Here is a 26,240-nt window from a genome sequence, read left to right as displayed (position 1 = left end):
GCTCATCACGCGCGGCGGCGACGACGCCCGCCAGAGCGGCGTGCCGCGCTTTCCGTCTTGGCGTCCGCGCCGGTTCCGTCGGAGGCGGAGGAAAATCCGCCGATCTTCGCTTCGATCTCGGCCAGCGTCGGGGCATCGCCGCGAGGACGCGTCTCAAGCGCGGCGCGCATGGCGCGCAGATGCTCGGGCATGGTACCGCAGCAGCCACCGATGATCGTCGCACCGGCATCGCGGGCCATGACCGCGTATTCGGCCATCAGTTCGGGCGTTCCGTCGTAATGGATATGCCCGTCCTCGAAGCGCGGGATACCGGCGTTGCCCTTGGCGATCACCGGGATCTGCGGCGTCTCGGCGGTGAAGCCCAACACGGTGCGCAGAAGGTCCGACGCGCCCACGCCGCAATTGGCCCCGAAGCCCAGGGGCGGGTTGGGCAGCCCCTGGACCAATGCCACCATATCCGAGGAGGTCAGGCCCATCATCGTGCGGCCCGCGGTGTCAAAGCTCATCGTGCCGCACCAGGGCATGTCCGCCAGCGCGAAGGCCTCTGCGGCGGCCTTGAACTCTTCGGGCGCGGAAATCGTCTCGACCCAGAGAACATCCGCACCGCCCGCTTTCAGCGCTTCGGCCTGTTCGTGAAACATTTCGACCGCGTCGGCATGGCTGAGGTTGCCCACCGGCTCCATGATATCGCCGGTGGGGCCAACGGAGCCTGCCACGACGATGGGGCGGTCGGCCTTGTCGGCGATCTCGCGACCCAGCTCCGCGGCGGCGCGATTGAGCTCGCCCACGCGGTTCTGCCCGTCATGCAGTTTCAGTCGCGACGCATTGCCGCCGAAGGAATTGGTCAGGAAGATATCCGACCCGGCCTCCACGGCATTGCGGTAAAGCGCGCGGATCTTGTCGGGCTCGTTCAGGTTCCAGAATTCCGGCGCATCGCCCGATTCCAGACCCATGTTGAACAGGTTCGTGCCCGTAGCACCGTCTGCCAGAAGCCAGTCGCGCGTCTCAAGAAGGGAGGTGAGGGCATTCGTCATCGGCATCGGACCTTTCGGGTTCCGCGCGGGTTCTCGCGCGTTGCGGTTCGGGCGGGCATGCCTGATCGGGCCGACTGAAGCAAATTCATAATCTTCAAGAAGATGTTGAGGAGGACGCAAGGCAGTGCGCTGGTGCGGAGGGGTTTTCGGCTTTGCGGTCCGGGTTTCAAGGGGCTTTTGGCGATGTTGCGCATTGCCCGAGGGGCGTGCTGGCGGCTGCGTTGCGCAGCGAGGGGGCTGTCTGCCCCCTCGCGCTCCCCCGAGAGGTATTTTCGGTCCGGTCGTGACAGGGGGGAGGCGCCCTGGGGCAGACCGGTGCGCTTCGATCTGCGGGTCTGGGATCAGCGGGACTGGGGCGAGATCTCAAAATGCGAGACCCCGGCGCGGGGCCGGGGTCGTCGTTTCTGCGCGATTGCTGCGATGCCCGGCGCTCTGGCCGGGATTGCGGCTCAATGTTCGTCGACGAGCTGGCCTTTGGCGACGACCAGAAGTTCGGCCATCTTGGCGCGGATTTCGTCGGGCGTGGCGGAATCGCCCAGATCGCCCGAGACCTTGCGCACCACGTCCTCGTGGCCGGCCTCTTCGAAATCGGACTTGATGACTTCCTTGGCATAGGCCTCGGCATCCGCGCCTTTCTTGCCCATCATCTCGGCGGCCCAGAGGCCCAGAAGCTTGTTGCGCCGGGCTTCCGCGCGGAATTCCATCTCCGCGTCATGGGCGAACTTGTTCTCGAAGGCGTTTTCGCGATCGTCGAATGTGGTCATGAGGGGTCTCCTGTCCTGCTTTGCATCAGATTACGCCCATAGCGCCTTGCGCCGCAAGCAGACAGGGCAGCGCGCTTGCGGGAAATCGGGCCATGCACTAAAGGGACGCGAAGAGGTGCGCAGGCCAAGGCTCGCGCGCCGATTCCGTCATTCCGAAAGGGCCCGCATGGCACGCCGCAAGAAGATTTACGAAGGCAAGGCGAAGATCCTTTACGAAGGCCCGCGTCCCGGCACGATCGTGCAGTATTTCAAGGACGATGCCACGGCCTTCAATGCCGAGAAGAAGGACGTGATCGACGGCAAGGGTGTGCTGAACAACCGCCTGTCGGAGTTCTTCATGACCGGCTTGAACCAGATCGGCGTGCCCACCCATTTCATCGAGCGGATCAACATGCGCGAGCAACTCTGCCGCTCGGTCGAGATCATTCCGCTCGAGGTGGTGGTGCGCAACGTGGCCGCGGGATCCATGTCGAAGCGTCTCGGAATCGAGGAGGGCACGGCCCTGTCGCGGCCCATCGTCGAATATTACTACAAGGACGACGCGCTCGGCGATCCGCTGGTCACCGAGGAGCATATCGCGGCCTTCGGCTGGGCCAGCCAGCAGGACATGGACGACATCCTGAGCCTCGCCTTGCGCGTGAACGACTTCCTGTCGGGCGTCATGATGGCCGTCGGCATCCGGCTCGTCGATTTCAAGATCGAGATAGGGCGCCTCTTCGAAGGCGATTTCCAGCGTCTGGTTGTGGCCGACGAAATCTCGCCCGACAGCTGTCGGCTGTGGGATATCGAGACCGGCCAGAAGCTCGACAAGGACGTGTTCCGGCGCGATCTCGGCAATCTGGCGGATGCCTATACCGAGGTGGCGCGGCGCCTGGGCGTGATGCCCAAGACAAACCAGACGATCACCAAACCGACGCTCATCAACTGATGGGGCGGGCAGGGCCCCGCCGGGCCTTGCACAGTTTTCGATAAAGACAAGACAGGGGCCTGCGCGATGAAGGCGAAAGTGCACGTGATGTTGAAAGACGGCGTTCTTGACCCGCAGGGCGAGGCAATCCGCCATGCGCTGGGGGGCCTCGGTTTTGCAGGCGTGACGGGCGTCCGGCAGGGCAAGGTGATCGAGCTCGATCTCGAAGACGGCACGTCCGAGGCCACCATCGAGGAGATGTGCAACAAGCTCCTGGCCAACACGGTCATCGAAAGCTACCGGATCGAGGTGCTGTGATGCGCGCCGCGGTCCTCGTCTTTCCCGGCTCCAATTGCGACCGCGATCTCGCCACGGCGTTCCGCGCCGCGGGCTTCGAGACCGAGATGGTCTGGCACAAGGAGACGGCATTGCCGGACGGTATCGACCTCGTCGGCGTGCCGGGCGGCTTTTCCTACGGGGATTACCTGCGCTGCGGGGCGATTGCCGCAAACTCGCCCATCTGCCGCGCGCTCACCGCGCATGCGGAGCGGGGTGGATTTGTTTTCGGGCCGTGCAACGGCTTTCAGATCCTGGCGGAGACGGGGCTGCTGCCGGGCGCCTTGCTGCGCAATGCGGGCCTGAAATATATCTGCCGGACCGTGGGGCTGAGCGTTGCCACCACCGACAGCGTCTTCACGCAAGGCTACGCGCAGGGCGAGGAAATCCAGATCCCGATCGCGCATCACGACGGCAATTACTTCGCCGATGCCGAGACCCTCGACCGGCTTGAGGGCGAGGATCGGGTGGCCTTCCGCTATACCGACAACCCCAACGGGTCGGCGCGCGATATCGCGGGTATCCTGTCCGAGAACCGGCGCGTGCTCGGCATGATGCCGCATCCCGAACGCGCCGCCGATGCGGGCCATGGCGGCACCGATGGTCAGCGCCTTTTCGCTCATCTGACCGAGGCGCTCGTCACCGCCTGACTTGTGGCGGCCGGCACGGGCCCGTATCCTTGCGCCCATGTCCGAGACGACACCCACCGAGACCGGCCGCTTCGGGCCCGGGCCGCTGTCCTGGCGCGTGCGCCTGGCGCTGGTCTTGTTGTTCGTGGTGGCCTCGGCCACGGTCTGGATCACCAATTCGCTGCTGACCGACCGCTTCACGGAGACCACGCGCAACCGCGCGGAGCTGCGTCTGGCGCTTTATTCCGGCAACCTTTTGTCCGAACTCAGGCGCAACGCCATCGTGCCGCAGCTTCTGGCGCGCGACCCCGCGCTGATCAACGCGCTCAACACGATGGATTACAGCCAGTCGACGCAGCGGCTGATCTCCTTCGTCGAGGAGATCGGCGCGGCCTCGCTGATGCTGCTGGACAGCGAGGGCCGGACGGTGGCCGCGACGGATCGCAACCGGCTGGGCCAGACCCATCGCAACGCGCCCTATTTCGTCGACGCCGTGCGCGCCTCCTCGACGATCTTCACCTCGCTTCGGGGGGAGGTCGGCAATTACAGCTTCACCTATTCGCGGCGTGTGGACAGCCAGAACGCGGTGATCGGCGTGATCGTGGTGGAGGTCGACCTGGCGAAATTCGAACGCGCCTGGGCGGGGATCTCGGATGCGGTTCTCGTCACCGACAGCGAGGGCCAAATCATCCTCGCGACGGAGCCGCGCTGGCGCGGGCTGAGCATCGAGGAAGCGCTGGAGCGCCAATCGCCCGACACCGCCATCGAACGCGCGATCCAGGCCACCGCAGATTGGACCGCGCTGCCGGCCGATGCCTATGTCAGGGGGGAGGCAGTGATGCGCATCGACGGGCGCATCCCGTTCCGCGGCTGGTCGCTTGCCTCCTTCACGACGTATCAAAGCGTGCGCGAGCGGGTGAACACGGTGCTGGCGCTTGAAATCATGGCCTTCGCGCTTCTGGCGGCGCTGGCATTCTATGCCCTGTCGCGCCGAACAGCTTTGCGCATGGCGCTTTTCCAGCGCGAAAGCCGGGAGCTCCGGCAACTGAACCTGCGCCTTCAGCGCGAGATCGCAGAACGCGAACGCGTGCAGGAAAACCTCGCCGTCGCGGAGCAGACGCTTGCGCAAAGCTCCAAGCTTGCCGCCCTGGGCGAGATGTCGGCCGCGGTGAGTCACGAGCTGAACCAGCCGCTTGCGGCGATGAAGACCTATCTCGCGGGCGCTCGCCTCCTGCTGCGCCGCAACCGGCCCGAGGAGGCGCTCTCGGCCTTCCACCGGATTGACGATCTGATCGAGCGGATGGGCGCGATCACGCGGCAGTTGAAATCCTATGCGCGCAAGGGCCAGGCCGAGTTTTCGCCCGTCGAGATGGGCGAGGCCATTGCGTCCGCCCTGTCGATGATGGAGCCGCAGCTCAAGGCCCGGAAGGTCCGCATCACCCGCATCCTGCCCGATGCGCCGGTCTACGTGATGGGCGACCGGATGCGGATCGAGCAGGTGCTGATCAACCTTCTGCGCAACGCGCTTGATGCGACGAAATCGGTGCGCAATCCCGAGATCGAGCTGCTGCTCGCCTCGGGCGAGACCGCGACCCTGACCGTGCGCGATAACGGGCATGGGATCGATGACCTCGATTCCCTGTTCGAGCCGTTCTACACCACCAAGCAACCCGGCGACGGGACCGGGCTCGGGCTTGCCATCTCCTCGGGCATCGTCGGCGATCTCGGCGGTCGGTTGATCGCACGGAACGCAGAGGACGGTGGCGCCGTTTTCGAGATGCAGCTTCCGATCATGACAGACTCCACTCAAGCAGCGGAATAAGAACCAATGGCACAGGCAATGAAGATCGCGATCGTCGACGACGAGAAGGATATGCGACAATCGATCAGCCAATGGCTGGCGCTGTCGGGCTACGACACCGAGAGTTTCGCCTCCGGCGAAGAGGCCCTGCGCCAGTTGGGGCAGGATTATCCCGGCATCGTCATCTCCGACATCAAGATGCCCGGCATGGATGGCATCCAGCTTCTCAAGAAGCTGATGGGGCTCGACTCGGCGCTTCCCGTGATCATGATCACCGGTCACGGCGACGTGCCCATCGCGGTCGAGGCGATGCGGATCGGTGCGTATGATTTCCTCGAAAAGCCGTTCAATCCGGACCGGATGTCGGAACTGGCCCGCAAGGCCACCAATGCCCGGCGTCTGACCCTCGATAACCGGCAATTGCGCCGCGAGCTCAGCGATGGCGGGCAGATCATGCAGAAGCTCATCGGGCAGAGCCCGGCGATGGAGCGGCTGCGCGAAGACGTGCTGGATCTCGGCCAGGCTGACGGCCATGTGCTGATCGAGGGCGAGACCGGGACCGGCAAGACGCTGATCGCCCATGCGCTCCATGCGGTGGGTAGCCGGGCGGGCAAGCGCTTCGTGCTCCTGCCTTGTGCGGCGATGGACGAGGCCGCGTTGATGAAGCGGCTCTTCGGCCCGATGGATCCCGAGGATTCCCGCCTGCCCGCGATGGAGGAGGCACGCGGCGGCACGCTTGTCTTGGAAGATATCGAGAGCCTGTCGGATGCGGCCCAGGCGCGCCTTCTGTCGGTCATCAACGATCAGGGCACGCCGCCCGAGACCCGTATCGTGGCGATCTGCAACCTCCAGGACGAGGGCAAGACCTGTGAGACGGCGCTTCGGTCGGATCTCTTCTACCGGCTCGCGGCTTTGCGCATCACCGTGCCGCCCCTGCGGCAGCGGGGCGAGGATATCCTGACGCTCTTCACGCGCCTCTCCGAGCAATACGCCGACGAATATGGCTGCGACGCCCCGCAGGTGACTGCACAGGAAGCCGCGCAGCTTCTGCAGGCGCCCTGGCCCGGCAATGTGCGCCAGCTCATCAACCTTGCCGAGCGCGCGGTGCTGCAATCGCGGCGTGGCACTGGCACGATCGCATCGCTCCTGATGAACGATCACGAGGACATGCAGCCGGTAATGACCACCGAAGGCAAGCCGCTCAAGGAATACGTGGAAGCCTTCGAGCGGATGCTGATCGACAACACAATGCGTCGGCACAAGGGCTCGATCTCGGCGGTGATGGACGAGCTTTGCCTGCCGCGCCGGACGCTCAATGAAAAGATGGCCAAGTACGGCCTGCAGCGGTCCGACTACATCGATTGATCCGGTGGGGGTGTTCCCGCCGTAATATAGATCTCTGCGCTGCGTGGTGAGGAAGCGAGGGGGCTGTCTGCCCACCGGCATTTCGCTTGAGAAATGGCGCGCTTAGAAAAACGAGGGGGCCGTCTGCCCCCTCGCGCTCTCCCGAGAGGTATTTTTGGTCCGAACGTGACAGGGGCTGTCCGTCTGACGTGGGACGCCCGGGCGGTTGGCAGGTTCGGGCAGGTGCGCCGCGTATCGCCTTGAGGCTTGAGCTTTGGTCGTGGATGGCCAGCGGCTCAGTCTCAGGCGCCGGTCGGGGCCGCGCGCATGACCATGCCGAAGAGATCCCGGGGATCGTCCGGATCGGCCAGCAGGTCGAGCGGGGTGGAAAAGGGCGTGCCGCGGATCGCCTCGCGCAGGAAGCACAGCGCGGAGAAATCCTCGATCGCGAAGCCCACGCTGTCGAACAGGGTGATCTCCGAGGTCGATCTGCGCCCTTCGGTCCGCCCTGCAATGACCTGCCAGAGCTCGGTCACCGGGTGATCGGGGTCGAGCTGCTGGATCTCCCCCTCGATCCGCGTCTGTTCGGGATATTCCACGAAGATCGAGGACCGGTGGAGGATGCCCGGCGCCAGTTCCGTCTTGCCGGGGCAGTCGCCGCCGATGGCGTTCACATGCACGCCCGCGCCCACCATGTTGTCGGACAGGATCGTGGCATATTGCTTGTCGGCGGTGCAGGTCGTGAGAATCTCGGCGCCCTCAATGGCCTCTTCAGGGCTGTTGCATTTCGTCACCGACAGGCCCGATCCGGCGAGGTTGCGGACGCATTTCTCGGTCGCGGCGGGGTCGATATCGTAAAGCCGTACTGCCTCGATGCCGACCAGCGCTTTCATGGCGAGACTTTGGAATTCCGCCTGCGCGCCATTGCCAATCATCGCCATGGTCTTCGCGCCCTTGGGCGCGAGATGCTTGGCCGCGACGCCCGACATGGCCGCCGTACGCAGGGCCGTCAGGATCGTCATCTCGGTCAGAAGCACCGGGTAGCCGTTCGAGACATCCGCCAGAAGTCCAAAGGCCGTAACCGTTTGCAGTCCTTCCTTCATGTTCTTCGGATGCCCGTTCACGTATTTGAAGCCATACATCTCGCCATCCGAGGTGGGCATCAACTCGATCACGCCGACGGGGCTGTGCGAGGCCACACGCGGGGTCTTGTCGAAGTTCTCCCAGCGGCGAAAATCGGCCTCGATCCGCTCCGCGATGCCGCGGATCATCGCCTCGATGCCCAGATGGTGAATGAGTCCCATCATGTGATCGACGGAGACGAAGGGGACGAGCGCCTTGTCGGACGGATCTGTGGTCATGGCGAACCTCAATAGATGCGTTGAGTGGGACGGTCGAAGACCTGCCGGCCGAAGGCGGAGGCGGCGAGGTCGACCATGAGCTGAGCGGTACGTCCGCGTTCGTCGAGCATCGGGTTCAGCTCAACGAGATCGAGGGAGGTCATCAGCCCGCTATCGTTGAGCATCTCCATCACCAGATGCGCCTCGCGCACCGTGGCGCCGCCCGGCACGGTCGTGCCGACCGCCGGTGCGACGCTCGGGTCGAGGAAGTCCACATCGAGCGAGACATGCAGCGCGCCGCCCGCTTTCGCCACATCGTCGAGGAAAGCGGCGAGGGGCGCGCGGATGCCGTCTTCGTCGATGGCGCGCATGTCGTAGCGGCGGATGCCTGTGGCTTCGATGGCCGCGCGTTCCGCCGCATCGACCGAGCGCAGGCCCATCATGCAGACATTCTCCCGCGGGACGGGGGCCCTGACGGTCGGGAAGCCCGCAAAGCCGTCACGCCCCGTTGCGTAACCCACGGGCGTGCCATGCAGATTGCCGCTATCGGTGGTCTGGGTCGTGTGAAAATCCGTATGCGCGTCGAGCCAGAGGACGAATTGCGGCCGACCATTGCGGGCGGCGTGGTTCGCCACGCCCGTGACCGTGCCCATTGAGAGCGCATGATCGCCGCCCATGAAGATCGGCGTGCCGCGATCCATGGCCGCCTCGGCGGCACGGGCGAGGGCCTGGGTCCAGCCGACGGTTTCCGGCAGCGCAAAGAGGTGGTCATGTTCCGGCAGATCCACCGCGTCCGGTGCGACATTGCCCAGATCCTCCACCTGATGGCCGAGATCGCGCAAGGCGCCGGGCAGGCGCGCGGTGCGGTAGGCGTCAGGGCCCATCAGGCAGCCCGCGCGGCGTTTGCCCGAATCCATCGGCACGCCCAGAAGAAGGATGGTCTTGTCGCTCATGATCTTGCCTTTTGTCGGTCCGCATTACGTTGGTCGTGGCCGTAATATCCGCCGGATCGTGCAGATGTCACCTTGGCAAAATGGCCGTTTCGGGGGAGTATTGTTCGAATTGGAGGACATGATGCCCGATATGGACGCGACCGATCAGGCGATCCTGTCCGCGCTGCGCCGCGATGCGCGCGCCTCCTACTCCGATCTGGCGCTGCTTCTGGGGCTATCCCGGACCACCGTGCGCGCGCGGGTCGAACGAATGCGCGAGGCGGGGCAGATCCTGGGCTTTACCGTCGTGTTGAAGGAAGACGCGGCGCGCGATCCGGTGCGCGCGATGATGATGATCGGGATTGAGGGGCGGGGGACGGACCGCATCCTGCGCCAGCTTTCGGGCCTGCCCGAAGTGCGCGCGCTGCACAGCACCAATGGCCGTTGGGACGTGATCGCGGAGCTGGGCACGACCAGTCTCGAACAGCTCGACGCGGTGCTGGGGCGCATTCGCGCCATGGGCGGCGTGACCACCAGCGAAACGTCGCTTCTGCTCTCAACAAAGCGCAGCAGCTGAGCGTCAGCTCTTGCGGAACGCCGCGATCCAGAGACCGGCCAGAACAAGCGACAGGATCGCGTTCCACCCGGCCATGGAGATGCCCATGAGCTGCCACGCGATGTCGTCGCAGCGCACCATCGGCGCGTTCATGATCTGGTTCATCAGGTCGTCCGTGGACAGCCCGCCGATATCGCCCGAAGTGCAGGTGTCGGGGCCGGGCCACCAGCCGCGCTCCACGCCCGCATGATAGGCGCCGACCGCCGCGGTGGAGAGGGCGGCCAGAGCGCCGAGGGCAGGCAGGACCCGGCCGGGCAGGGCCAGCGCCACAAGGCCGATCGCGATAGCTGCCACATGGGGATAGCGCTGCCAATAGCAGAGTTTGCAGGGTGGCAGCTCGCCGATGTACTGAAATCCGAGCGCGCCCAGCATCAGGGCCAGCGATCCGCCAGCCGCGGCCAGGATCAGGCTATTCCGTGTCATGCTCATAGAACCTTCAGCACCATGAACCCGCCGATGAGGGCAACACAGAAAAGCGTGAAGACAAGGCCGAGGCGCCGCTCGATGAAGTCGCGGATCGGCGGTCCGAAGAAATAGAGCAGCCCCGCCACGATGAAGAACCGCGCCGCGCGCGCCACGATCGAGGACAGGATGAACGGCACCAGCGGCATCGCCGTCCAGCCCGACATGATCGTGATGACCTTGAACGGGAAGGGGGTCAGACCCGCGATCAGCACCGCCCAGACACCGAATTCGTTAAACTTCGTGTTGAAGGCGGTCATGCTGTCGCCCTTGCCCAGCGCCTCCAGCACCGGCGCGCCGATGCTCTCGTAGAAAAAGGCGCCGATCACGTAGCCAAGAAGCGCCCCGGCAACGGAGGACAGCGTCGCCACGAGCGCGATCAGCCAGGCCCGGCGGGGTGCGGCGAGAATCATCGGAATCATCATCACGTCGGGCGGGATCGGAAAGACCGAGCTCTCGATGAAGGAGATGAAGGCCAACACCCAAAGCGCGCGCGGATGATCGGCGAGCCTCAGCGTCTTGTCGTACATCGGTCGCAGCATGTCGGGTGTCCTTGTCGCCTGTTGCGCCCTCTGAGCATGGTGCCGCGATCACGTCAAGAAAGCCGGTTTTGATCTGGACGAAGTGTCTCCGTCCCGCTATCCCGGCGGCGCGTGCCCGAGTGGCGGAATGGTAGACGCAGGGGATTCAAAATCCCCCGGTGGCAACACCTTGTCGGTTCGAGTCCGACCTCGGGTACCAATCCTTTCAATGACGTTTGGTTTGGAAAAGTGGGCAGCGGTTGCGGCCTGCGTGCCGAAATGCGTCTGCAACTTTCGGCGCGATGCACATACCGTCTCGCGGGCATTTGAGGCGGCCAGGATCCCGGTCGGTCATGGTGCGCGGGGCGGATCAAGCCGAGCATCGCTGGGATGCGCGTCCGAGATATTTCCTTACCCTTTTATCCCGAAATGCGCTTAGCCTGCCGAAAGCAATAAAATGCGGAGGGACAAAATGCATAACGGAGCGGGAGTTACATCCTCCAACGAAGGGTTGGACGGGATCGCGTGGAATGTCGTCGGGCATATCTACCGGCCCAAATTGGTATCGGCGGATGCCTTTGTCTGGCACGCGGAAATCCCCGCGGAGACATTCGTGCCGCCGCATGTCCATCCGCATCAGGATGAGTGGATTTACGTGCTGAGCGGCGCGCTGGAGGTCGATTTCGGCTTCGAGGCGGGCAATGTGCAGCCCCATCGGGCGGGAGCGGGGGACATGGTGCGCATGCCGAAAGGCGTCCTGCATGCGGTGTTCAATCGCTCCGGGGCTGACGCGACTTGCCTCTTCGGCGTCTCGCCCACGCGCAAGCTCTTTGATCTTTTTGGTGCGCTCGATGGGGTTACGGAACCGGCAGAACTCATGCGTCTGTCCGCCTTGCACGAGGTTGATTTCCTGCCGCCGCCGGATGCCGAGGCGTAGCGCGATGACAGGGGGCCGCGCGGTTTGCACGGCCTCGTTCGATCCCGTGTGAGACTGTGACAGGCACGCAGCGGCCTGGGCCGACCGCGCACTGACAAAGGCCTCTCCCATGTCCGGGAAAACGCGCGGGCAAGAAAACCATGACTTTTTACCAAAATTCTGAGATATAATTTCGTTAGATTAATCTTTTCTTAAGTATTTGGTCTTCCGGCCGCTCTTTGTGTTCCTTCTCCGTTTGCGATCGTTCCTTTGAAACAAAGACTTACGCATACGCGCGCTTTTGCCGTTCTGATCCTTGCCCTGAGCATGCTGGCGGGCCCTGCCGCATCGCAAGGCTGTATCGCGCGGGATTTCCTGAACGAAGCTCTGCCTGCAGCGGCCGCCGATCCCGCCTGGATCGCGGCGATCCGGCTGGCCTATCCGGCGGTCACCGTGTCGCAGGCCGAGCCGGGTGGGGCGCGGCTGACCTTTGCGGGCAGATCCGTGGACGCGCAGCCCCCCACGGGGCGACCCGCCCCTGAACGCATTGCGGCGGCCACGATCGAGGACCAGTTCGCCATTGCTTATCCGCTGTCGCGAGACCTCGACCGCCGGATGGATCCCGCGCAGGATCCCGGTCGAGCGCGCAATGGCGCGTTTCTCAGGCTTCTGTTCGGCTCAGACGCGGGCACGGTCGAGCGCGCGCTTGAGACGGTCACCTTCGGCCCCGCGCGGTTCCGGGTCACCGGCGCCCATGGCGTTGCCTGCCAGTTGAAATCGGCCTTTGCCGACCTCGCGCCCCATTGGGATGAGATTGCGCCCGCCTTCACGCAAGTGGGCGGTGGATATGCCTGGCGTCGGATCGCGGGCACCGACCGGCTGAGCGCGCATTCCTACGGGATTGCAGTCGATGTGAATGCCGCATTGGGCGGCTATTGGCGCTGGTCGGGCGCCAAGGAGGGCGCGGTCGGGGCTTATGACAACCGCATCCCCTGGCGTCTCGTGGAAGCGATGGAGCGCCGGGGCTTCATCTGGGGCGGCAAGTGGCACCATTTCGACGGAATGCATTTCGAGTACCGACCAGAATTGATCCTGTTCAGCAGATTGACCGGAGGTGTTGGCGAATGACCATGCGCTTGAGAACGATGACGCTCGCCGCGGCTTTCGCGGCCCTGGCAACCTCGGCACTGCCCCAGACGGTCATTGAAACCTACCGCGCCGAGATCGGCGCCGTCGATCGGCAGAACTCCTCCGGTGCGCCTCTGCGCGGGCCGATCGCGATGATGGTGCAGGACCGGGCCAACGTGCACCGGTTCGGTCGCAGCCAGCCGGGCGATACCGTGGACCGCGTCTTCCAGTCCCGGGGCATGCGCGCGCAGATGCCGTCGCTGCTTGCGCGCGGTGGTCTGTCTCCTGCGGCGGAGGCGGCGCTGCGCTCCGGTGCGCCTGCAATTCTCGAGGTTCGGGTCTTCGGGTCGAACGGGGTCCCCTCCAGCGTGACGGCGGATCTGGTCGGGGCCGCGAGCACCGGCTTTGCGCCGGGCGATCCGCAATTGAGCCCGGCTGAGCTGTCGCGAGAGGCGAGGTCCATTCAATCGGCGCTCAATGCGCGCGGTTTCAATGGGGGGCCCGTGGACGGCCAGCCGGGCCAGCGCACACGCGCGGCGATTGCCGCCTATCAAAGCAGCATCGGTAAGGCGCCGACCGGCGTGCTGACCCGCTCGGAGCTTGCCGCGCTGACCTCGGGGTTCGGCGCGCTCGGGGGAGGGGGGCTGGCGTTGGGAACTCCGGGCGGTGGCAATCTGGCCCCCGGAAACATGGCACCGGCCAATGCGGGCCCAAGCTTCGATTGCGCGCGTGCGGCAACGCCCACCGAAATCGCCATTTGCACAAACCCGTCGCTGGCCGCGCTCGACCGCGCGCTTGCCGATGCCTGGAACGCGCGGGGCAGGCCCGCGGATCAATCCGCCTGGCTTCAGACCCGCAATGCCTGCGGGGCAAATGCCGCCTGCCTCAGCCAAAGCATGCAGAGCCGGATCCAAAATCTGGGCGGATCGCTGGCCGCTGTCCCAGGCGCGGCCCCAATGAACGCACCCGGTCTGCCCTTCGCAGACGGCGCGGACGCCTTTGGTTCTGGGGCGGAGAGCACGCCCGTCGCGCAAATCCCCGCAGGTCCGCGCGCGCATATCGACCAGGGAAAGATCGTCGATGCGCCCGAGGGCTTCGCCCGCCGCCTTGCCATGCTCGCCATTCAGGCCGACCCGTCGGTTCTGGATAATCCCAGCACGGTCGACGCCTTCCGCAGGCTCGCCAATGCCGAGACCGATCCCGCAGACCGCCAGTTCAACGCCCTGAACGTGATCGAGAAAGAGGATGCGCGCGCGGCCCTGCGTGCGGCGTTGATCGCGGAGGCGAACGCCGTGCGCCCGGTCACGCCGGAAGAGCCGCTCGACGTCACGCTCTATGCCTTCGCCCGGCCCGGCACCTATGCCGATGGCCAAGGGCTGGAACTCGTGGGCGGCGCGCCTCAGGTCGTGGTGACCGCGCGGCCCTATCCCGTGGGGCAGATCACCCTGACGCTCCCGACCGAGATTTTTAGCCCCGTGCCGATGGAACGCGCGGAAGCGGCGGCCTTCATCGACCGCGTGACGGAGGCCAGCGCGCAGGGGCGGCAATTGCGCCACGTGATCTGGGGGCAGATCACCCGGATCGGGCGCGATGAAAGCGTCGAGAGCTTTGCCCGGCAGGTGGTCTATCGGGGCGTCCCGGCCACCTTCCAGCCCGCGCGGGCCGAATTGCACCTTGTCGCAATGAACAATCTCCGCCGGGCTATCCTGCCGCTGGAGCCGGGGGCGGAGCCGTTGCATCGCTGGGATCTGGGCCGGAGCGGCTCGGAGGTGGTGGCAGGGCAAAGCGCGCTTGTGCTGGCCCGATCGCTCGGATTGCCGGTCGTCGATGATATGCTCGACGTACCGCTGCCAACGTCCAATGCCAATCGCACGGAATGGAGCACGTTCACCGCGCTCTCGTGGTTGGGTCAGAACCCCGACGCGCCGCGCGAAGGCAACGCCTTCATCGGAGTCGCGCAGGGTTTGATGTCCGAAGCTGATTATCGCAGCTTTTTCGGCCGACCGCGGGGGAACAACCCGTATATCGTCCAGATGGTCACGAACGGTCAGAATGTCTCAGATCCGTTTCCCGACGAGTTCGCCCGCCGGGATGCGAGCCGCGTCTTCTTCGACCGCTATTACGACGCCATCCTTGCGCGCGCGCCAAGCTGGCCCGTGAAGGTCCGGCACAGCACGGTGTTGTCGCTGGGGCAGTACGATTTCGACACCGAGAGCTTCCCGATCCAGCGGTCGCATTCGGGCCTGCCGGACGGGCAATTCCGGGTCGTGAACCTGCCGGCAGACGGGCGGTACGAGGGGTTGGCCTCGGCGTCGCGGTTCGGCAACCTGCCCGAGGCCTTGCAGGTCCCGCCCGACGAAGCACGCGTACTGCGCCAGCTTGCGCAGGAGCGGCAGGTGCGGCTCGTCTGGTGGGCGGATTTCGACTATTCCGTCGACACCTCCGCGACAGAGCAGGCCTTCGGCACAAGGCGCAACAGCACGATCCGCACCGGGCAGGGCACACTGCGCCGCATCGGCATCTATGCAGGTCCGAACCTTGATTGGGAGGTGCTCTCGCTGCCGGTGGAGGCGGTGATGATCCCCGCGCCGCAAGCGCCCGAAACGCCTGCCGAACCCACCGTTTCGGATCTTGCGCGGCAGGTTGCGGAGGCTGAGACATCGGATCAGACGGCGATTGCCGGTCATGTGGCAAAGCTTCTGGGCGAAGACGGTTTCGAGGCGGTCGCGCGGCTGATGCCCGAGGTCGTTCAGGCCAACGAATTCGATGCGCCCGCCGCCGTGGATACCGCCATCGCGGCGCTGCGGGCCGGGGCCGAGCAGCCGCTGGTGATCCGGACCGGTTTGCAGCTCGATACCTATGATCTTGAGAAGGGCACCTTTGCCTTCCGCGAAGGCGGCATGAATGTCCGCGTCCGGCAGGGCAATCTGCAGGCGACGATCAGTCTTGTGGGCCCCGACGCCTTCGCGCCCCTGTCGATGGACCGCGAGACCGCGCGCTTTGTCGCGGAGAGCCGCCGCCGCAACATCATGGTGCTCGCGGCCCTGACGCCCGAGACGGCCGAACGGCTGAATGGACGCGCCAACCAGTTCACGCTTTTTGCGCGCCCCGACCGGATGGTGTTCTACACGCTTGACGACAACAACCTGCCGCAGGTCATCGCCGAGCGCGGTTTTGATGCCGCCAACGCCACCGCAGAGGAGCGCATTTCGCGCCGGTTCGTTCCGGCGGAATTCGAAGGGCTCGACCAGACCCCGCTGCGCATCACGCCGCATATCGTCGATCTGATGGCCCTCAAGGGCGGGCATGCCCCCTCGAACCCGGAGCTCGAGGCCATGGTCGCCGCGGCCTGGGAGGCGCGGGATGCCGGGCATGCGGGTCCGGCCCTGTTCGAAGAGGCGCAGACGCGGCCGGATTCCGTATGGGTGACCCGGCACCGGGCAATGATCCGGTCCTGGCTGCAAGCCAAGGCCGCCGCACTCGGGACGGAGTTCACGGCTCGCATCTCCGCAAGGCCCGATCGGACATGTGGCACATTGGTCGAGGCTTACGGCCATCTCGGTCAGGAGATCATGGCCGCCTTGCCGCGCCTGCGCGAGGATCAGAACGCGCTGGCCCGGGCCGTACAATCCGCCGAGGGGCCTGTCGCGGTGCCGCGCCGCTATGCGATCGCGAATACCCGGCCCCATCCCGCGCAGGCGGATCGCTGCACAAGCGCGATGACGGTCCTCGTATTCGAGGAGGCCGTGCATGAAGCCCGCGCGGCACGGGACGCCACAGCGACCCATGTGGCGTTCACATTGTCCGGCGTGGAGAGCGTCGATGGCCCCGGAAATCTTCCCGGTTTCATCGTGAGAGGAAAGGCCACGGCGACCCGGATCGAGGATGCCGATGGCGGCATCGGTCCCGTGCTGACGCCAGCGCCGGAGGGCGGGCCGGTTCCTGACCCGTCGGCACAGGCATCGCCTCAGACCGATCCTGCCCCACAACCCACGGAGCAGGATCGCCTCGCGGCCGCACAGGCGGTCATCCCGCGCGCGCCCACGCCCGCCGAGGAGGCACCGGCGGACTGGCCCGAGCTTACGCTCGACGGGGCCGGAGAGGCAGAGCGGGATCTGCTCGGCCTCGCCCCGGGTCAGAAGGTGGCGGATGCCGTGGCGGCCATCGAGGCGCAGGACGGGATCGAGGCGGTGTTCGAGACCGCGACGGCCCTCCCGGAAGACGCAACCCCCGCCCAGCGCGCGCTGGGCTATCAGCGCGTCTATCTGCGGCGCGGCGGCACGGAGGCGCTGACGATTGCCTCCTGGGCCCCGGATGGCGAGATCGTGGGGATCATGCGCCGCATGGTGCTGCCCGACGGGATGTTGCCCTTCGACCGCATCGTCGCCGCGCTCGACGAGAAATACGACGCGCCCGACATGGTCTATGACGAGGTCGGTTTCCGGGGCTGGGGAACCGCGCAGGAAAACTGCTTCGCCATGCCGTTCAGCATGCAGGCGCTGCCGCGCCTCGTTCCCGCCGATGACGGAGACACGCCGTTTCTTCAGGTGGAGGGCTCGGCCCACCATCTTGGAATGCCGGACTTCTCCGAGGAGTTCGCGGGCCTCTTTGCCGATTGCGGCGAAGTGCTCAGCTATATCGAGGAGCGGCACAACCCGCGCGGGCCGTCGGGATTCAGCGTGGTGCTGATGGATTTCGACCGGTTGCAGGCCGCGCGATCCTCTTTGACGCCGGAGGGTACGGCGTCCGACGATTTCGAGATCGAGTTTTGATCCATGCAAGGCGGGAGGGGGTGCTGGGGGATCTTTACTGGGGCGGCCAACCGACGTTCAGATGGGCGAGACACTCTGCGCCGCATTCGGGCAATTTCGCTGAGCCGTGGGCGGATTTTGGGGATAGGATCTTCGGGGCGCGTCCTTGACCGGCGCGCTGAAGGATAGGGACACGCAATGAAACGAACGAAAAGCCGCCAGGGGTGCAGCAGGGCAATCCGGGCACGGGTTGCGGCGGGCTGTGCCGCGCTCTGCATCACGGTATTGCCTGCGGCCGCGCAGGATCTCGATGTCGCGGCGCTGATCGCGGATATCGATCAACGCTCGGGCCAGTACCGGCAACTCACCGAAATCCTGCAGGGCGCCGATTCGACCCGCGCGCTGGCAGCCTTCGATGTCATGCTCCAGACCGGCGATCCGACCATGCGCGAGACGGCGATTGCCGCGGCCATGACCGCCACGGATGAGCGGCTGCGCGCCCGCGCCCTATGGGAGACACTGGCGCTGAAGGACTCGCTCACGCTCCGGATTGACACGGACGACCTCGATGACGATGCGCGGGAAGCGCTTGACGGGTGGGTCGGGGCGGTCAGCACCTGGGCCATCACGGCCCGCAATCCCGAGACGCAATGCCTGAACCTCAATGGCGCCGGCGACTGCAACATCGCGTATCACTTGTCGGTCTCGGGCCTGACGGTCGACATGATCTACACAAGCCGCATCAATGGCAGCTTCGCGCTGACCTCCGAGGGTATCCTCGTCGGCGAGGTAACGAATCCCAAAAGCAAGACCGTCTATCCGACAACAATCCAGATGAGGTGATCATGTTTCGATCAATGATATTGGCGCTTTGGGCCGCAATCGCCGTTCCCGCCGCCGCGCAGGTCAGCCTCGATGAACTCGACGCGGCCGCAGATGCGACCGACACGGCGATGGAGGAGTTTCGCAAGCGTTTGAACGACCCCGATCCCGACCGGGCGCTTGCGGTGCTGCATCTTCTGGTCAGCAAGGGCGACGCGGATCAACGGCGCATGGCGGTCAGGCACGGTCTGCAAAGCACCGACCGCGCGATCCGCGCAACCACCCTGCGCGCGATTTTCGATTCCGATCCCACGCTGCGGATCGTCTTCGACCCGGTCAGCGAGGAGCCCGACGGCTATTTTGCCCGCGACGTGAACAATGCAGGGGGCGTGATCGACGCCGATGGCAACGGCTCGGTGACCTTCAAGATCACCGGCTATGACGGCGAAAACGAATGCTGGACCTATACGCGCAGCAATTACTGCCTGGTGCGCATGCGCGGCGATGCGGTCAGCCTGTCCTTCGGGGGCAGCTGGGGCGCCTATGAGTTGAACGGATCGGGCCAGCTCGTGGGGGAACAATCGATCCAGAGAAACCTGGCGCGGGGCACGATAGACCTTTCCGAATAAGCCCGTTTCAGTCGATCGAGACCGCGTCCAGCCGGACCGGTGACGCGCCGCCCCAGCTCGACAGGATCGTGACCGTCACCGTATGCGCGAAGCGTTCGCCGATACGCAGATCGAACTCCCCGTCCGGCGACATGTCCGGCGCGGGAATGGAAGACAGACGCGGGCGGGCGGGATCGGTGGCGCTGTTCGTGACAATGCTGATGCCGCGCGGGATGGCCGCCGCCGTGCCCGTCGCGGCGCGCAGGCGAATGCGGCTCAGCCGGTCCGTGTCGGTCAGGCGCAGGGTCAGCGAGACGGGTTTCGGCCCCAGTTCGAAGATCCATGGGCCTGCGCCGCGCAGCATTTCACCCGGATCGACCGCACCGTCGACCGGGTGCGCGGACCATTCCACCGCTTCCAGCGGATCGCCCGGCGGAAGCGTGGCGGGACTGTCTGCCTCTAAATCCGCGGCTCCGGGTTCTGCGGTCGCGGGCGCCGCCCCGAGCGCGGGTGCCGCGCGGCTCACCGGGTTTTGCAGCATCTGACCGACGAGCCCCGTCACCTTGTCCATGCGCATGGCGATGGCCTCACTCCGCCCGTTTGCCTGCAGCACCATCGCAATCGGCGTGGATCCCTGAAAGGCCACGGCGCCCGACGTACCACCGAAAAGGTCCGCGCGTTCACCGGGTGCCGGAACAAGACGGACAAGCTCTGGGCCGCTGGAATGGAGGATCAGGCGCCGCCCCTCGAAGACCTGCTGGCGCGGACGCTGCAGCATCAATTCGGCACCGGGCGTCAGTCGGTCGCTGAGGTCGCGCGGCAACCTGCGCCATTCCTCGCCGCAATCCCGCTCAAGGCCGCCGCGCACGATGCCGAGCGAGATATCCGCATCATCGGGGGCGACATAGACGATCTTCGCCGTGCCGATCGGCCCGCCCGCGCGGTCGGAGCCGAGGCGGATGCCCTCCATGCTTCGGCCGTGAAGATGAGTGGGCAGCATGACGTAGCAATTGCCGCCCTGACGCACGAGAAACCCCGCGCCGCTGCCATCCTCGACCGTGACGACGCGCGCATGCGCAGCAATTCCGAGCAGACAAAGAAGGCAGCCCGCCATCCAAAGCGTCCCGCGCTTGCGCCAAATCGTTGTAAAATGCGTACCGGAAGATAACATGAACGGGTCTTTCTTGCGAATGACGGGGGGCGAAATGTTTGGGTGTCGTCGACGGGCCTTGGCAATCCTTTTGGGTCTTGCCTTCGTTTTACCCGACCGGGGCGCGCATGCCCAGAACGCAGACAGCTCGCAAGCGGGGGACATCCAGCGGGTCGGGGAATTCTTCGAACGCTTCGACGAACACGGGCGCGTCAGCGGCGATATCGTCATGGGCGTCATGATCGGCGCGCTCGTTGCTCGGCAAAGCAATGAGGAGGGGCAGGGCGATGACGCCGGGCAGGGCAGCGACGCCGAACAAAGAAGCGACACCCCGTTGGCAGACGGTGTCGAGCGCACGACTGCGCATGTGGCGGTGGAGTATCTGCCCCAGGGGCAGGCGCGGGCAGGGCAGCCCAGCGGCGACGAGCAGCAGGATGCGAGGTGGCATGTCTGCGTGCGGATCAATTCCAAGGACGGTCGGTTCGAGGCTGAAAACACCTATTCCATCGCGAATGAAGTCACGGCTCCCGAAGACCCGTTTCTCTATGACGGCGACTACGAAGAGGACGTGACCAAGACGGCTGCGGTCTCGCTCGTGAAAGTCGGGCGTTGCGGCGACCGGACGGAACTGGTGGTGCCATCGGTCTGGTACGGAGGCCCAACCCCGGATGAAAAAGCGCTGCATGTCTTCGTCAATTCCGCGGGCAACCCGACGGGGGTGATCGTGGGAACGGACCAGGCGTTCGTTCCATGCGAGGACGTCGCCGAAACCGACACGCTCAAATATACGGCTTCCTGCATCCTGCCATTCCCCGATCTCAAGGCCCAAGCCGAGGACGGCCGCGTCAAACTCACCTTCTTCGTCACCCGCAGCCTGGGAGAAGACGAGCACGACATCACCGTGATCCTGCCGGACGAGGGTCGCTGACATGACCGCCATGCCGGAGCGTCCGCGGTCCATCCGCGCGAGCCTGCTCCGCTGGTGTCCGTCTTTGCTCACCGCGGCGCGCATCCTCTTCGCGCTCTTGCTGAGCGGTATCATCGCATTTTGGCTCTATTTCGCGTTCTGCCTCGGGCGCACCATCGTTGTGGATGCGGAGACGGGCGCGCTGGAGATCACGCTCGAAGCGGAGATGAGTGGCAAGACGTTCCGCGAAGTCTGGATCTGCGAAAAGCCCAAAGACGGCGATGACGATGAGGTTCTCGAAAGTAAGAGCCCGACGCCGCCGAAACCCATGGGTTGCCCGTCCCGGACGCATCATATCATCGGTCCTGAAATATCATCGACGCGGGTTCTGCCCGCCGGTGCAGAACTGAAGATCTCGTCCTTGCCGGGCGTGGTGCGGATCGATGTCGTATCGCTGCCCGACAGGTACAAAGGCTCGGACGTTGCCAGGCTGGAAGGCGGGGCGCTTGTGCTCATGGGGCAAGAGGTCCTCGAGACATTCGGAACATTGCCGCTCAGCGGCAAACTCAAGATCGGCGCGGGATTTTCGGAAACCGACCGGCTGTCGGTCGCCTCCGGCGGCTACCAGATCCGCGGCTATACCCCCACGGGATGGGTGCGCGGCGACATGCGCCAACTGCGCGGCGGTGCGCTTCTGGGCGGTGCGCTTTTGCGCTTCGTGGACCGGAAGGGCGACACCGCGACGGGCCATTTGGCTATCATGCTGGCCGATCCCGACACATCCCTGATGCGCGTCACTGCAATTTCGGATCATGGGGTGAACGATCTTGAGGTGCGCTATTTTGGTGCTTCTTTCGACGACATCATCATCATCCGCCCATCCTTTTTCGAGGCGGTGATCCTCGATCCGACCTTCCAGTTGGTCGTGACGATCCTCGGTGCCATCGCGGGCTTCGGCTGGCTGAGGCGGCTGCTCACCATTCGCAGAAACGATCAGACGCTCTGACGGCGCGGGTAGGGCTGCGAGCCCCGCGTATCAGGCACGGAGGATCGTGCTGCGGCGCGCCGTGCTCTCTGCTCAATTCATGGGCACTTGCGACGCTTGGAAAAGTTTATGCTGCGTTGCGGCGTTTTTTACTTTGCACCTGCAGCATCGACATGCTCTAAATCAATGGGCAAGCGGTTCACTCCTCCTCCCGAGCCTCTTGCAGACTTAATGGCGGCGGCATTTCCTCCCTTATAAATGTCGTCGCCTCATTTCTCTCTGATGCCGAAAGAACTGGGTCGCCTTGGCGCGGGAATTTTCCTCGTGTGATCTTGTCCGACGCAAAACCGATGATCTTGGCATCATTCCACGTTGGTAAACCCAAGCAAGTCAGATCAGCGCAATCATCCCGCCGCACCGCCCCCTTTCGGTCGGAGGGAAGCTGCGGATTGATTGAACAAAATCATGTTGTTATCAGCCCGGTGCTGGCCCCGGTTCTGCTCTGACTTGTGCAGATCGATGGCCCGTTGCACGGCCGGTCTTGCCTTGATCCGCGCGCGCCAATCGGCCACGCGGGGAAATTCATCAAGCGACGCGCCCAATGGCTTGGCGATAAAGGCCCACGGAAAAGCCAGCATATCGGCGATCGAATAGGTGCCCAGGATATAGTCGCGATCCTCGAGACGGTTCTCCAAAACACCGAGATTGCGGTCATATTCGCCGAGATAGCGCTTGAAGCCGTAATCGCGCGCATCTTCGGGCGCGTAATTGCGAAAATGGCTGAGTTGGCCGCCCATCGGGCCTTGATTGCCCACCTGCCAGAAGAGCCACTCCATCAATTCCTTGCGTCCGCGCAGATCGCTCGGGTGGGGGGCGAATTGCCCCGCCTTGTCGGCCAGATAGAGCAGGATCGCGCCGGATTCGAAGACGGTCACGGGATCGTCGCCCCAGCCCTCGCCGGGCGCGTGGTCCACGATCGCGGGCATCTTCGCATTCGGGCTGATCGCCAGAAACTCGGGCGAGAATTGATCACCCTCGCTCAGCCGCATCAGGATGGGCCGGTAGTTGAAACCCGCTTCTTCAAGCATGATCGCGGCCTTCCAGCCATTGGGCGTCGGGGCGAAATAGAGGTCGATCATTCTGCGCTGCCTTGTGTGTCCGTCGCGATGCCCTGCGAGATCATGTCGGTGATGGTTTGGCTGTCATAGCCCGCCTCGGCCAGAACTGCGCGGGTATCGGCGCCCAGTTGGCGCGCCGGTATCGGAATATCGGGCGGCGTGGCCGAGAAGCGGGCGGGGGTGCGCGTCTGACGGATGCGCCCTGCCTGCGGATGGTCCTGTTCGATCACCGTGCCGTTGGCCTGCACCTGGGGATGGGTATAGACCTGATCGCGGGTCAGGACCGGCGCGCAAGGCACGTCATGCGCGCTCAGCCGCTCCATCCAGTTTGCCGTGGTGTCCGTATGCAGCGCCTCTTGGGTCAATTCGAGCCGGGCGGGTTTGTTTTCCTCACGCGCGGCGACGGTCGCGAAACGCGGATCGTCGAGCCAGTCGGGACGTCCAACCGCGGCGGCCAGCCCTGCCCAGGTGCTGTCGGTATGCGCGGAGACGGCCATCCAGCCATCGGCAGTCTGGTAGATCAGTTCCACGAAGGTCTGCGCATCGCCGCTTTTCGCAGGCTCGATCTCATCGCCCACGAAGGTATAGCCCGCCATGTCGGAGCTCCAAAGGAAGGCCAGCACCGTGTCGAGCATGGAGACCTGCACATGGCTGCCCTCTCCGCTGCGGGAGCGCGCCAGAAGGGCGGCGGTGATCGCCTGCGCCGTCTGGATCGCGGTCAGCTTGTCGGGCAGGATCGTCCGCACGAGCCGGGGGCGGGCGGCATCCGCGCCGCCTTGCACGCTGGCCAGACCCGAGAGTGCCTGAATCAGCGGATCATAGACCGGCTTGCGCGCCCAGTCGCCGGTAAAGCCGAAGCCCGCGATGGAGGTATAGACGATATCGGGCCGCACCGCGCGCACCGCCTCTTCGCCCAAGCCGATCCGTTCGGCGACGCCCGGACGGAAGTTCTGCACGATGACATCCGCGGTTTCACAAAGGCGCAGCGCCGCCTCGACGCCGCGCGGATCCTTGAGGTTGAGCGTGACCGATTTCTTGCCGCGGTTGTTGTTGAGGAAGGACGCGGCAAAGCCACCCCGCCGCCCGGTGACCTGACGGCTGTGATCGCCGCCATCGGGATGTTCGATCTTGATGACCTCCGCCCCCTGATCGGCCAGCGTCATCGTGGCCAGCGGACCGGAGATCATGGTGGTCAGGTCGATGACCCGAAATCCGTGCAAGGGGCCTGGCATGTGAAGCGTCTCCGGGTCGGTATAAGTTGTGAAGCGCGCCCGAGCGGATTCACCGGCGCGCCTGTCTGATCCGTCATGTAGCGGAGAGATCCGCGATTGGCAGGGCGGCATTGCACCGATTTGCCGTCTCGCGCGGTATCGCGATCACGGGCGGGTGCCCCCGTCAGCCGTCCATATGAAAGGTGAAAACGGTGCGCGCGTCATCGGATGCGACCGTCAGCGCGCCTCCGTGGCCGCGCGCGATCTGCGACGCGATGTGCAACCCAAGGCCAAGCCCGCTTCCGGCAGAATGGGCGCTGCCCCTCGAGAACGGCTCGAAGAGCTTTTTCTGCATGTCCTCGGGAATGGGCACGCCGCCATTCGCGACCGAGATCGTCAAGGCACCGTCGCGCGCCTGCGCGGTGATCGTGACCGGTATCGCCGGATCCCCATGCAGCACCGCGTTGGTCACCAGATTGGACAGGAGCTGCCCGAGCCTGTCCTTGTCGCACAGGACGCTGCCCGCGATGTCGATATCGGCGACAACCCGATGGTTCGGTGACACGGCCTGAACCTCGGCGATCACATGCTCCAGCGTGCGGCCAAGATCGTCGCAGGGCTTCTTGCGCACGCTGATCCCGTCACCAAGGCGCACCCGCGCATGATCGAGGATGTTCTCCACCAGCCCCGACATCCGATGCGCCGAGGCGCGCATATGTTCGACAAGCTCGATCGAGTGGGTGTCGAGCGGCTGCTTCTTCAGCATCCTCAGCCCCGATCTGAGAGCGGCGACGGGATTGCGCAGATCATGTCCGAGGATGGCCACGAATTCCTCGCGCAACTTGCCCAGATCGAGCTCTTCGGTCAGGCGCCGCTCCGCCAGATGAAGCCGCTCGTGGGTCTCGAGATTGGCGCCGATGGTGGAGGCGAACAGGCGGAACATCTCGATGACACGCTTATCTTTCAAAGGCCGAGGATGCGGGTCGATGGCGCAGAGCGTGCCGAAAAAGCGGCCATCCGACCGCCGGATCGGCACGGAGACGTAGCTTCGAAAGCCATAGCGTTCGGGCGTGTGATGGTCGCAGTAATGCGCATCCGCCTGCACGTCAGGGATCACGATCTCCTGCATCGACTGATGCACTTCGTGGCAGAGCGTGCTTTCCACATCGAGCTCGTCACCGGGCGTGAGGCCGAATTGCAGATTGTCGACAACCTGGCAGGTGACCCAGCGTGTATCGGTCACGCGCGCCACTGCGGCAAAGCCCATTCCGGTGGCAAGGCAGACCGTCTCGAGGATCGTGGGCACCGCCTCGATTGCGCCAATCGCGTCGATATCGTTCTGAAAGTCGTGTAGCGTCGTCAGATCATCACCAATTCAATTTGCGGCATGGGTTACGTGGCGCGCCCCTAACAGCCGATCTCAATACGCGAAACAAAGGGTACGGGGTGTCGGCTGATATGTCACATGACAATTTTCAACCCGGCCGGGACGGGGGCGATCTGCGATGAAATCTGCGCCCCGCAGGCGCTTTAGCCCGGCGCATGGTTGCGGCGTGGGCGGCGCAAGGTATGGTTCGGCTCCGGCCTTCTCAAACAAACGGGATTCGACAGGATTTATGCGCCACGCCCTTCTTCCAGCCTTTCTTGCGCTCACGCTTATCGCGGGCTGCGCCAGCCCGATCGGCACCCGGACGACCGTCACGGGCACGGGGCCCGATGACTTGCTGAAGCTGCGGGCGGGGCCCGGGCTCGGCTTTCGTGTGATCCTCGGGCTGCCCGACGGCACCAACCTTATCCAGCGCGATTGCGTGACCGAGGCCTTCCAGCTCTGGTGCAAGGTCTCACTTGCAGATGCGCCGTCCGTCACGGGGTATGTGGCTGCGGATTACCTGACCTCCCGGTAACACGGGCTCAGGCGATCAAAAAAACGCCCCCACCGATAAGGCGGGGGCGTTCGT

The 26,240-nt window shown here is 64.8% G+C and carries 24 protein-coding genes and 1 tRNA gene; 15 read left to right on the top strand and 10 right to left on the bottom strand.

Annotated features, from left to right (window positions below):
- Window positions 1-5: 5 nt before the first annotated feature.
- Window positions 6-1,034: a betaine--homocysteine S-methyltransferase gene (bmt, locus tag FIV09_RS10960; protein WP_152449980.1), complete on the bottom strand. Its 1,029-nt coding sequence runs from the start codon at window positions 1,032-1,034 to the stop codon at window positions 6-8.
- A 449-nt stretch (window positions 1,035-1,483) separates the two neighbouring features.
- Window positions 1,484-1,798: a DUF1476 domain-containing protein gene (locus FIV09_RS10955; protein ID WP_152449979.1), complete on the bottom strand. Its 315-nt coding sequence runs from the start codon at window positions 1,796-1,798 to the stop codon at window positions 1,484-1,486.
- 166 nt (window positions 1,799-1,964) lie between these two features.
- Between FIV09_RS10955 and purC the strand changes: the two genes are divergently transcribed.
- From purC to FIV09_RS10930, 5 genes are all read left to right on the top strand, one after another.
- Complete coding sequence (gene purC / locus FIV09_RS10950; protein WP_152449978.1) at window positions 1,965-2,726, top strand: phosphoribosylaminoimidazolesuccinocarboxamide synthase; 762 nt, start codon at window positions 1,965-1,967, stop codon at window positions 2,724-2,726.
- Window positions 2,727-2,792: 66 nt separating this feature from the next.
- Window positions 2,793-3,023 (top strand): phosphoribosylformylglycinamidine synthase subunit PurS, encoded by a 231-nt coding sequence (purS, locus tag FIV09_RS10945; RefSeq protein ID WP_152449977.1) that lies wholly within the window; start codon window positions 2,793-2,795, stop codon window positions 3,021-3,023.
- Entirely contained in the window at window positions 3,023-3,691 is a 669-nt protein-coding gene (gene purQ / locus FIV09_RS10940) for a phosphoribosylformylglycinamidine synthase subunit PurQ (protein WP_152449976.1), read from the top strand. The genes purS and purQ overlap by 1 nt, the downstream gene beginning before the upstream one ends.
- A gap of 37 nt (window positions 3,692-3,728) precedes the next feature.
- Window positions 3,729-5,492 (top strand): ATP-binding protein, encoded by a 1,764-nt coding sequence (locus FIV09_RS10935; RefSeq protein WP_152449975.1) that lies wholly within the window; start codon window positions 3,729-3,731, stop codon window positions 5,490-5,492.
- A 6-nt stretch (window positions 5,493-5,498) separates the two neighbouring features.
- The gene (locus tag FIV09_RS10930) at window positions 5,499-6,836 is read left to right on the top strand and encodes a sigma-54 dependent transcriptional regulator (protein ID WP_152449974.1); all 1,338 of its coding nucleotides are present in this window, start codon (window positions 5,499-5,501) and stop codon (window positions 6,834-6,836) included.
- Between the two features lie 281 nt (window positions 6,837-7,117).
- Here the strand turns inward: FIV09_RS10930 and FIV09_RS10925 are convergent, their stop codons facing one another.
- Window positions 7,118-8,176, bottom strand: coding sequence for an ornithine cyclodeaminase (locus tag FIV09_RS10925; RefSeq protein ID WP_152449973.1), 1,059 nt, complete (start codon window positions 8,174-8,176; stop codon window positions 7,118-7,120).
- A gap of 8 nt (window positions 8,177-8,184) precedes the next feature.
- Window positions 8,185-9,108: an arginase gene (gene rocF / locus FIV09_RS10920; protein ID WP_152449972.1), complete on the bottom strand. Its 924-nt coding sequence runs from the start codon at window positions 9,106-9,108 to the stop codon at window positions 8,185-8,187.
- Between the two features lie 130 nt (window positions 9,109-9,238).
- Between rocF and FIV09_RS10915 the strand changes: the two genes are divergently transcribed.
- Window positions 9,239-9,664: an Lrp/AsnC family transcriptional regulator gene (locus tag FIV09_RS10915; RefSeq protein WP_152452533.1), complete on the top strand. Its 426-nt coding sequence runs from the start codon at window positions 9,239-9,241 to the stop codon at window positions 9,662-9,664.
- Between the two features lie 3 nt (window positions 9,665-9,667).
- On the opposite strand, the gene FIV09_RS10910 is transcribed toward FIV09_RS10915, so the two are convergent.
- Window positions 9,668-10,126 (bottom strand): disulfide bond formation protein B, encoded by a 459-nt coding sequence (locus tag FIV09_RS10910; protein ID WP_152449971.1) that lies wholly within the window; start codon window positions 10,124-10,126, stop codon window positions 9,668-9,670.
- Window positions 10,127-10,128: 2 nt separating this feature from the next.
- Window positions 10,129-10,707, bottom strand: coding sequence for a YqaA family protein (locus tag FIV09_RS10905; RefSeq protein ID WP_152449970.1), 579 nt, complete (start codon window positions 10,705-10,707; stop codon window positions 10,129-10,131).
- A gap of 113 nt (window positions 10,708-10,820) precedes the next feature.
- Between FIV09_RS10905 and FIV09_RS10900 the strand changes: the two genes are divergently transcribed.
- From FIV09_RS10900 to FIV09_RS10875, 6 genes are all read left to right on the top strand, one after another.
- Window positions 10,821-10,906 (top strand) — tRNA-Leu (locus FIV09_RS10900).
- A gap of 252 nt (window positions 10,907-11,158) precedes the next feature.
- Window positions 11,159-11,623, top strand: coding sequence for a cupin domain-containing protein (locus tag FIV09_RS10895; protein ID WP_152449969.1), 465 nt, complete (start codon window positions 11,159-11,161; stop codon window positions 11,621-11,623).
- Window positions 11,624-11,872: 249 nt separating this feature from the next.
- Window positions 11,873-12,730, top strand: coding sequence for a M15 family metallopeptidase (locus tag FIV09_RS10890; RefSeq protein ID WP_152449968.1), 858 nt, complete (start codon window positions 11,873-11,875; stop codon window positions 12,728-12,730).
- Window positions 12,727-17,502: a peptidoglycan-binding protein gene (locus tag FIV09_RS10885; RefSeq protein WP_152449967.1), complete on the top strand. Its 4,776-nt coding sequence runs from the start codon at window positions 12,727-12,729 to the stop codon at window positions 17,500-17,502. Before FIV09_RS10890 ends, FIV09_RS10885 begins: the two co-directional genes overlap by 4 nt.
- Window positions 17,503-17,679: 177 nt before the next feature.
- Window positions 17,680-18,324: a hypothetical protein gene (locus FIV09_RS10880; protein WP_152449966.1), complete on the top strand. Its 645-nt coding sequence runs from the start codon at window positions 17,680-17,682 to the stop codon at window positions 18,322-18,324.
- A gap of 2 nt (window positions 18,325-18,326) precedes the next feature.
- Complete coding sequence (locus tag FIV09_RS10875; protein WP_152449965.1) at window positions 18,327-18,932, top strand: hypothetical protein; 606 nt, start codon at window positions 18,327-18,329, stop codon at window positions 18,930-18,932.
- A gap of 7 nt (window positions 18,933-18,939) precedes the next feature.
- Here FIV09_RS10875 and FIV09_RS10870 read toward each other — a convergent pair whose 3' ends face one another.
- Window positions 18,940-20,025, bottom strand: coding sequence for a hypothetical protein (locus tag FIV09_RS10870; protein WP_152449964.1), 1,086 nt, complete (start codon window positions 20,023-20,025; stop codon window positions 18,940-18,942).
- Window positions 20,026-20,041: 16 nt separating this feature from the next.
- On the opposite strand from FIV09_RS10870, the gene FIV09_RS10865 reads away from it, so the two are divergent.
- Together FIV09_RS10865 and FIV09_RS10860 are read left to right on the top strand one after the other, a co-directional pair.
- Window positions 20,042-20,989, top strand: a complete 948-nt coding sequence (locus FIV09_RS10865) for a hypothetical protein (protein ID WP_152449963.1) — start codon at window positions 20,042-20,044, stop codon at window positions 20,987-20,989.
- A gap of 1 nt (window position 20,990) precedes the next feature.
- On the top strand, window positions 20,991-21,974 hold the full coding sequence (locus tag FIV09_RS10860) for a hypothetical protein (protein WP_152449962.1): 984 nt from the start codon (window positions 20,991-20,993) through the stop codon (window positions 21,972-21,974).
- 383 nt (window positions 21,975-22,357) lie between these two features.
- On the opposite strand, the gene FIV09_RS10855 is transcribed toward FIV09_RS10860, so the two are convergent.
- From FIV09_RS10855 to FIV09_RS10845, 3 genes are all read right to left on the bottom strand, one after another.
- Window positions 22,358-23,092 carry a glutathione binding-like protein gene (locus FIV09_RS10855; RefSeq protein WP_152449961.1) on the bottom strand — a complete coding sequence of 245 codons (735 nt, stop codon included), beginning with the start codon at window positions 23,090-23,092 and terminating at the stop codon, window positions 22,358-22,360.
- Window positions 23,089-24,303, bottom strand: coding sequence for a CaiB/BaiF CoA-transferase family protein (locus FIV09_RS10850; RefSeq protein WP_152449960.1), 1,215 nt, complete (start codon window positions 24,301-24,303; stop codon window positions 23,089-23,091). Before FIV09_RS10850 ends, FIV09_RS10855 begins: the two co-directional genes overlap by 4 nt.
- A gap of 163 nt (window positions 24,304-24,466) precedes the next feature.
- Window positions 24,467-25,588 (bottom strand): GAF domain-containing sensor histidine kinase, encoded by a 1,122-nt coding sequence (locus FIV09_RS10845; RefSeq protein ID WP_254702209.1) that lies wholly within the window; start codon window positions 25,586-25,588, stop codon window positions 24,467-24,469.
- 310 nt (window positions 25,589-25,898) lie between these two features.
- Here FIV09_RS10845 and FIV09_RS10840 point away from each other — a divergent pair, with 310 nt between their 5' ends.
- Complete coding sequence (locus tag FIV09_RS10840) at window positions 25,899-26,186, top strand: SH3 domain-containing protein (protein ID WP_152449958.1); 288 nt, start codon at window positions 25,899-25,901, stop codon at window positions 26,184-26,186.
- Window positions 26,187-26,240: the final 54 nt, after the last annotated feature.

Origin of the sequence: Roseivivax sp. THAF197b (assembly GCF_009363255.1) — a bacterium.
Classification (GTDB): domain Bacteria; phylum Pseudomonadota; class Alphaproteobacteria; order Rhodobacterales; family Rhodobacteraceae; genus Roseivivax.
The sequence above is the reverse complement of the archived record's forward strand: the minus strand, read 5'-3'. Positions and strand labels throughout refer to the sequence as shown.

Bases quoted from the DNA above. Each gene is read 5' to 3' on its own strand.
- rocF (WP_152449972.1), bottom strand. From the start codon at position 9,108: ATGAGCGACAAGACCATCCTTCTTCTGGGCGTGCCGATGGATTCGGGC.
- FIV09_RS10905 (WP_152449970.1), bottom strand. From the start codon at position 10,707: ATGCTGCGACCGATGTACGACAAGACGCTGAGGCTCGCCGATCATCCG.
- FIV09_RS10930 (WP_152449974.1), top strand. From the start codon at position 5,499: ATGGCACAGGCAATGAAGATCGCGATCGTCGACGACGAGAAGGATATG.
- FIV09_RS10840 (WP_152449958.1), top strand. From the start codon at position 25,899: ATGCGCCACGCCCTTCTTCCAGCCTTTCTTGCGCTCACGCTTATCGCG.
- FIV09_RS10935 (WP_152449975.1), top strand. From the start codon at position 3,729: ATGTCCGAGACGACACCCACCGAGACCGGCCGCTTCGGGCCCGGGCCG.
- bmt (WP_152449980.1), bottom strand. From the start codon at position 1,034: ATGACGAATGCCCTCACCTCCCTTCTTGAGACGCGCGACTGGCTTCTG.
- FIV09_RS10955 (WP_152449979.1), bottom strand. From the start codon at position 1,798: ATGACCACATTCGACGATCGCGAAAACGCCTTCGAGAACAAGTTCGCC.
- FIV09_RS10870 (WP_152449964.1), bottom strand. From the start codon at position 20,025: ATGGCGGGCTGCCTTCTTTGTCTGCTCGGAATTGCTGCGCATGCGCGC.
- purS (WP_152449977.1), top strand. From the start codon at position 2,793: ATGAAGGCGAAAGTGCACGTGATGTTGAAAGACGGCGTTCTTGACCCG.
- FIV09_RS10880 (WP_152449966.1), top strand. From the start codon at position 17,680: ATGAAACGAACGAAAAGCCGCCAGGGGTGCAGCAGGGCAATCCGGGCA.
- FIV09_RS10850 (WP_152449960.1), bottom strand. From the start codon at position 24,303: ATGCCAGGCCCCTTGCACGGATTTCGGGTCATCGACCTGACCACCATG.
- FIV09_RS10915 (WP_152452533.1), top strand. From the start codon at position 9,239: ATGGACGCGACCGATCAGGCGATCCTGTCCGCGCTGCGCCGCGATGCG.
- FIV09_RS10885 (WP_152449967.1), top strand. From the start codon at position 12,727: ATGACCATGCGCTTGAGAACGATGACGCTCGCCGCGGCTTTCGCGGCC.
- FIV09_RS10875 (WP_152449965.1), top strand. From the start codon at position 18,327: ATGTTTCGATCAATGATATTGGCGCTTTGGGCCGCAATCGCCGTTCCC.
- FIV09_RS10910 (WP_152449971.1), bottom strand. From the start codon at position 10,126: ATGACACGGAATAGCCTGATCCTGGCCGCGGCTGGCGGATCGCTGGCC.
- FIV09_RS10855 (WP_152449961.1), bottom strand. From the start codon at position 23,092: ATGATCGACCTCTATTTCGCCCCGACGCCCAATGGCTGGAAGGCCGCG.
- purC (WP_152449978.1), top strand. From the start codon at position 1,965: ATGGCACGCCGCAAGAAGATTTACGAAGGCAAGGCGAAGATCCTTTAC.
- FIV09_RS10860 (WP_152449962.1), top strand. From the start codon at position 20,991: ATGACCGCCATGCCGGAGCGTCCGCGGTCCATCCGCGCGAGCCTGCTC.
- FIV09_RS10925 (WP_152449973.1), bottom strand. From the start codon at position 8,176: ATGACCACAGATCCGTCCGACAAGGCGCTCGTCCCCTTCGTCTCCGTC.
- FIV09_RS10895 (WP_152449969.1), top strand. From the start codon at position 11,159: ATGCATAACGGAGCGGGAGTTACATCCTCCAACGAAGGGTTGGACGGG.
- purQ (WP_152449976.1), top strand. From the start codon at position 3,023: ATGCGCGCCGCGGTCCTCGTCTTTCCCGGCTCCAATTGCGACCGCGAT.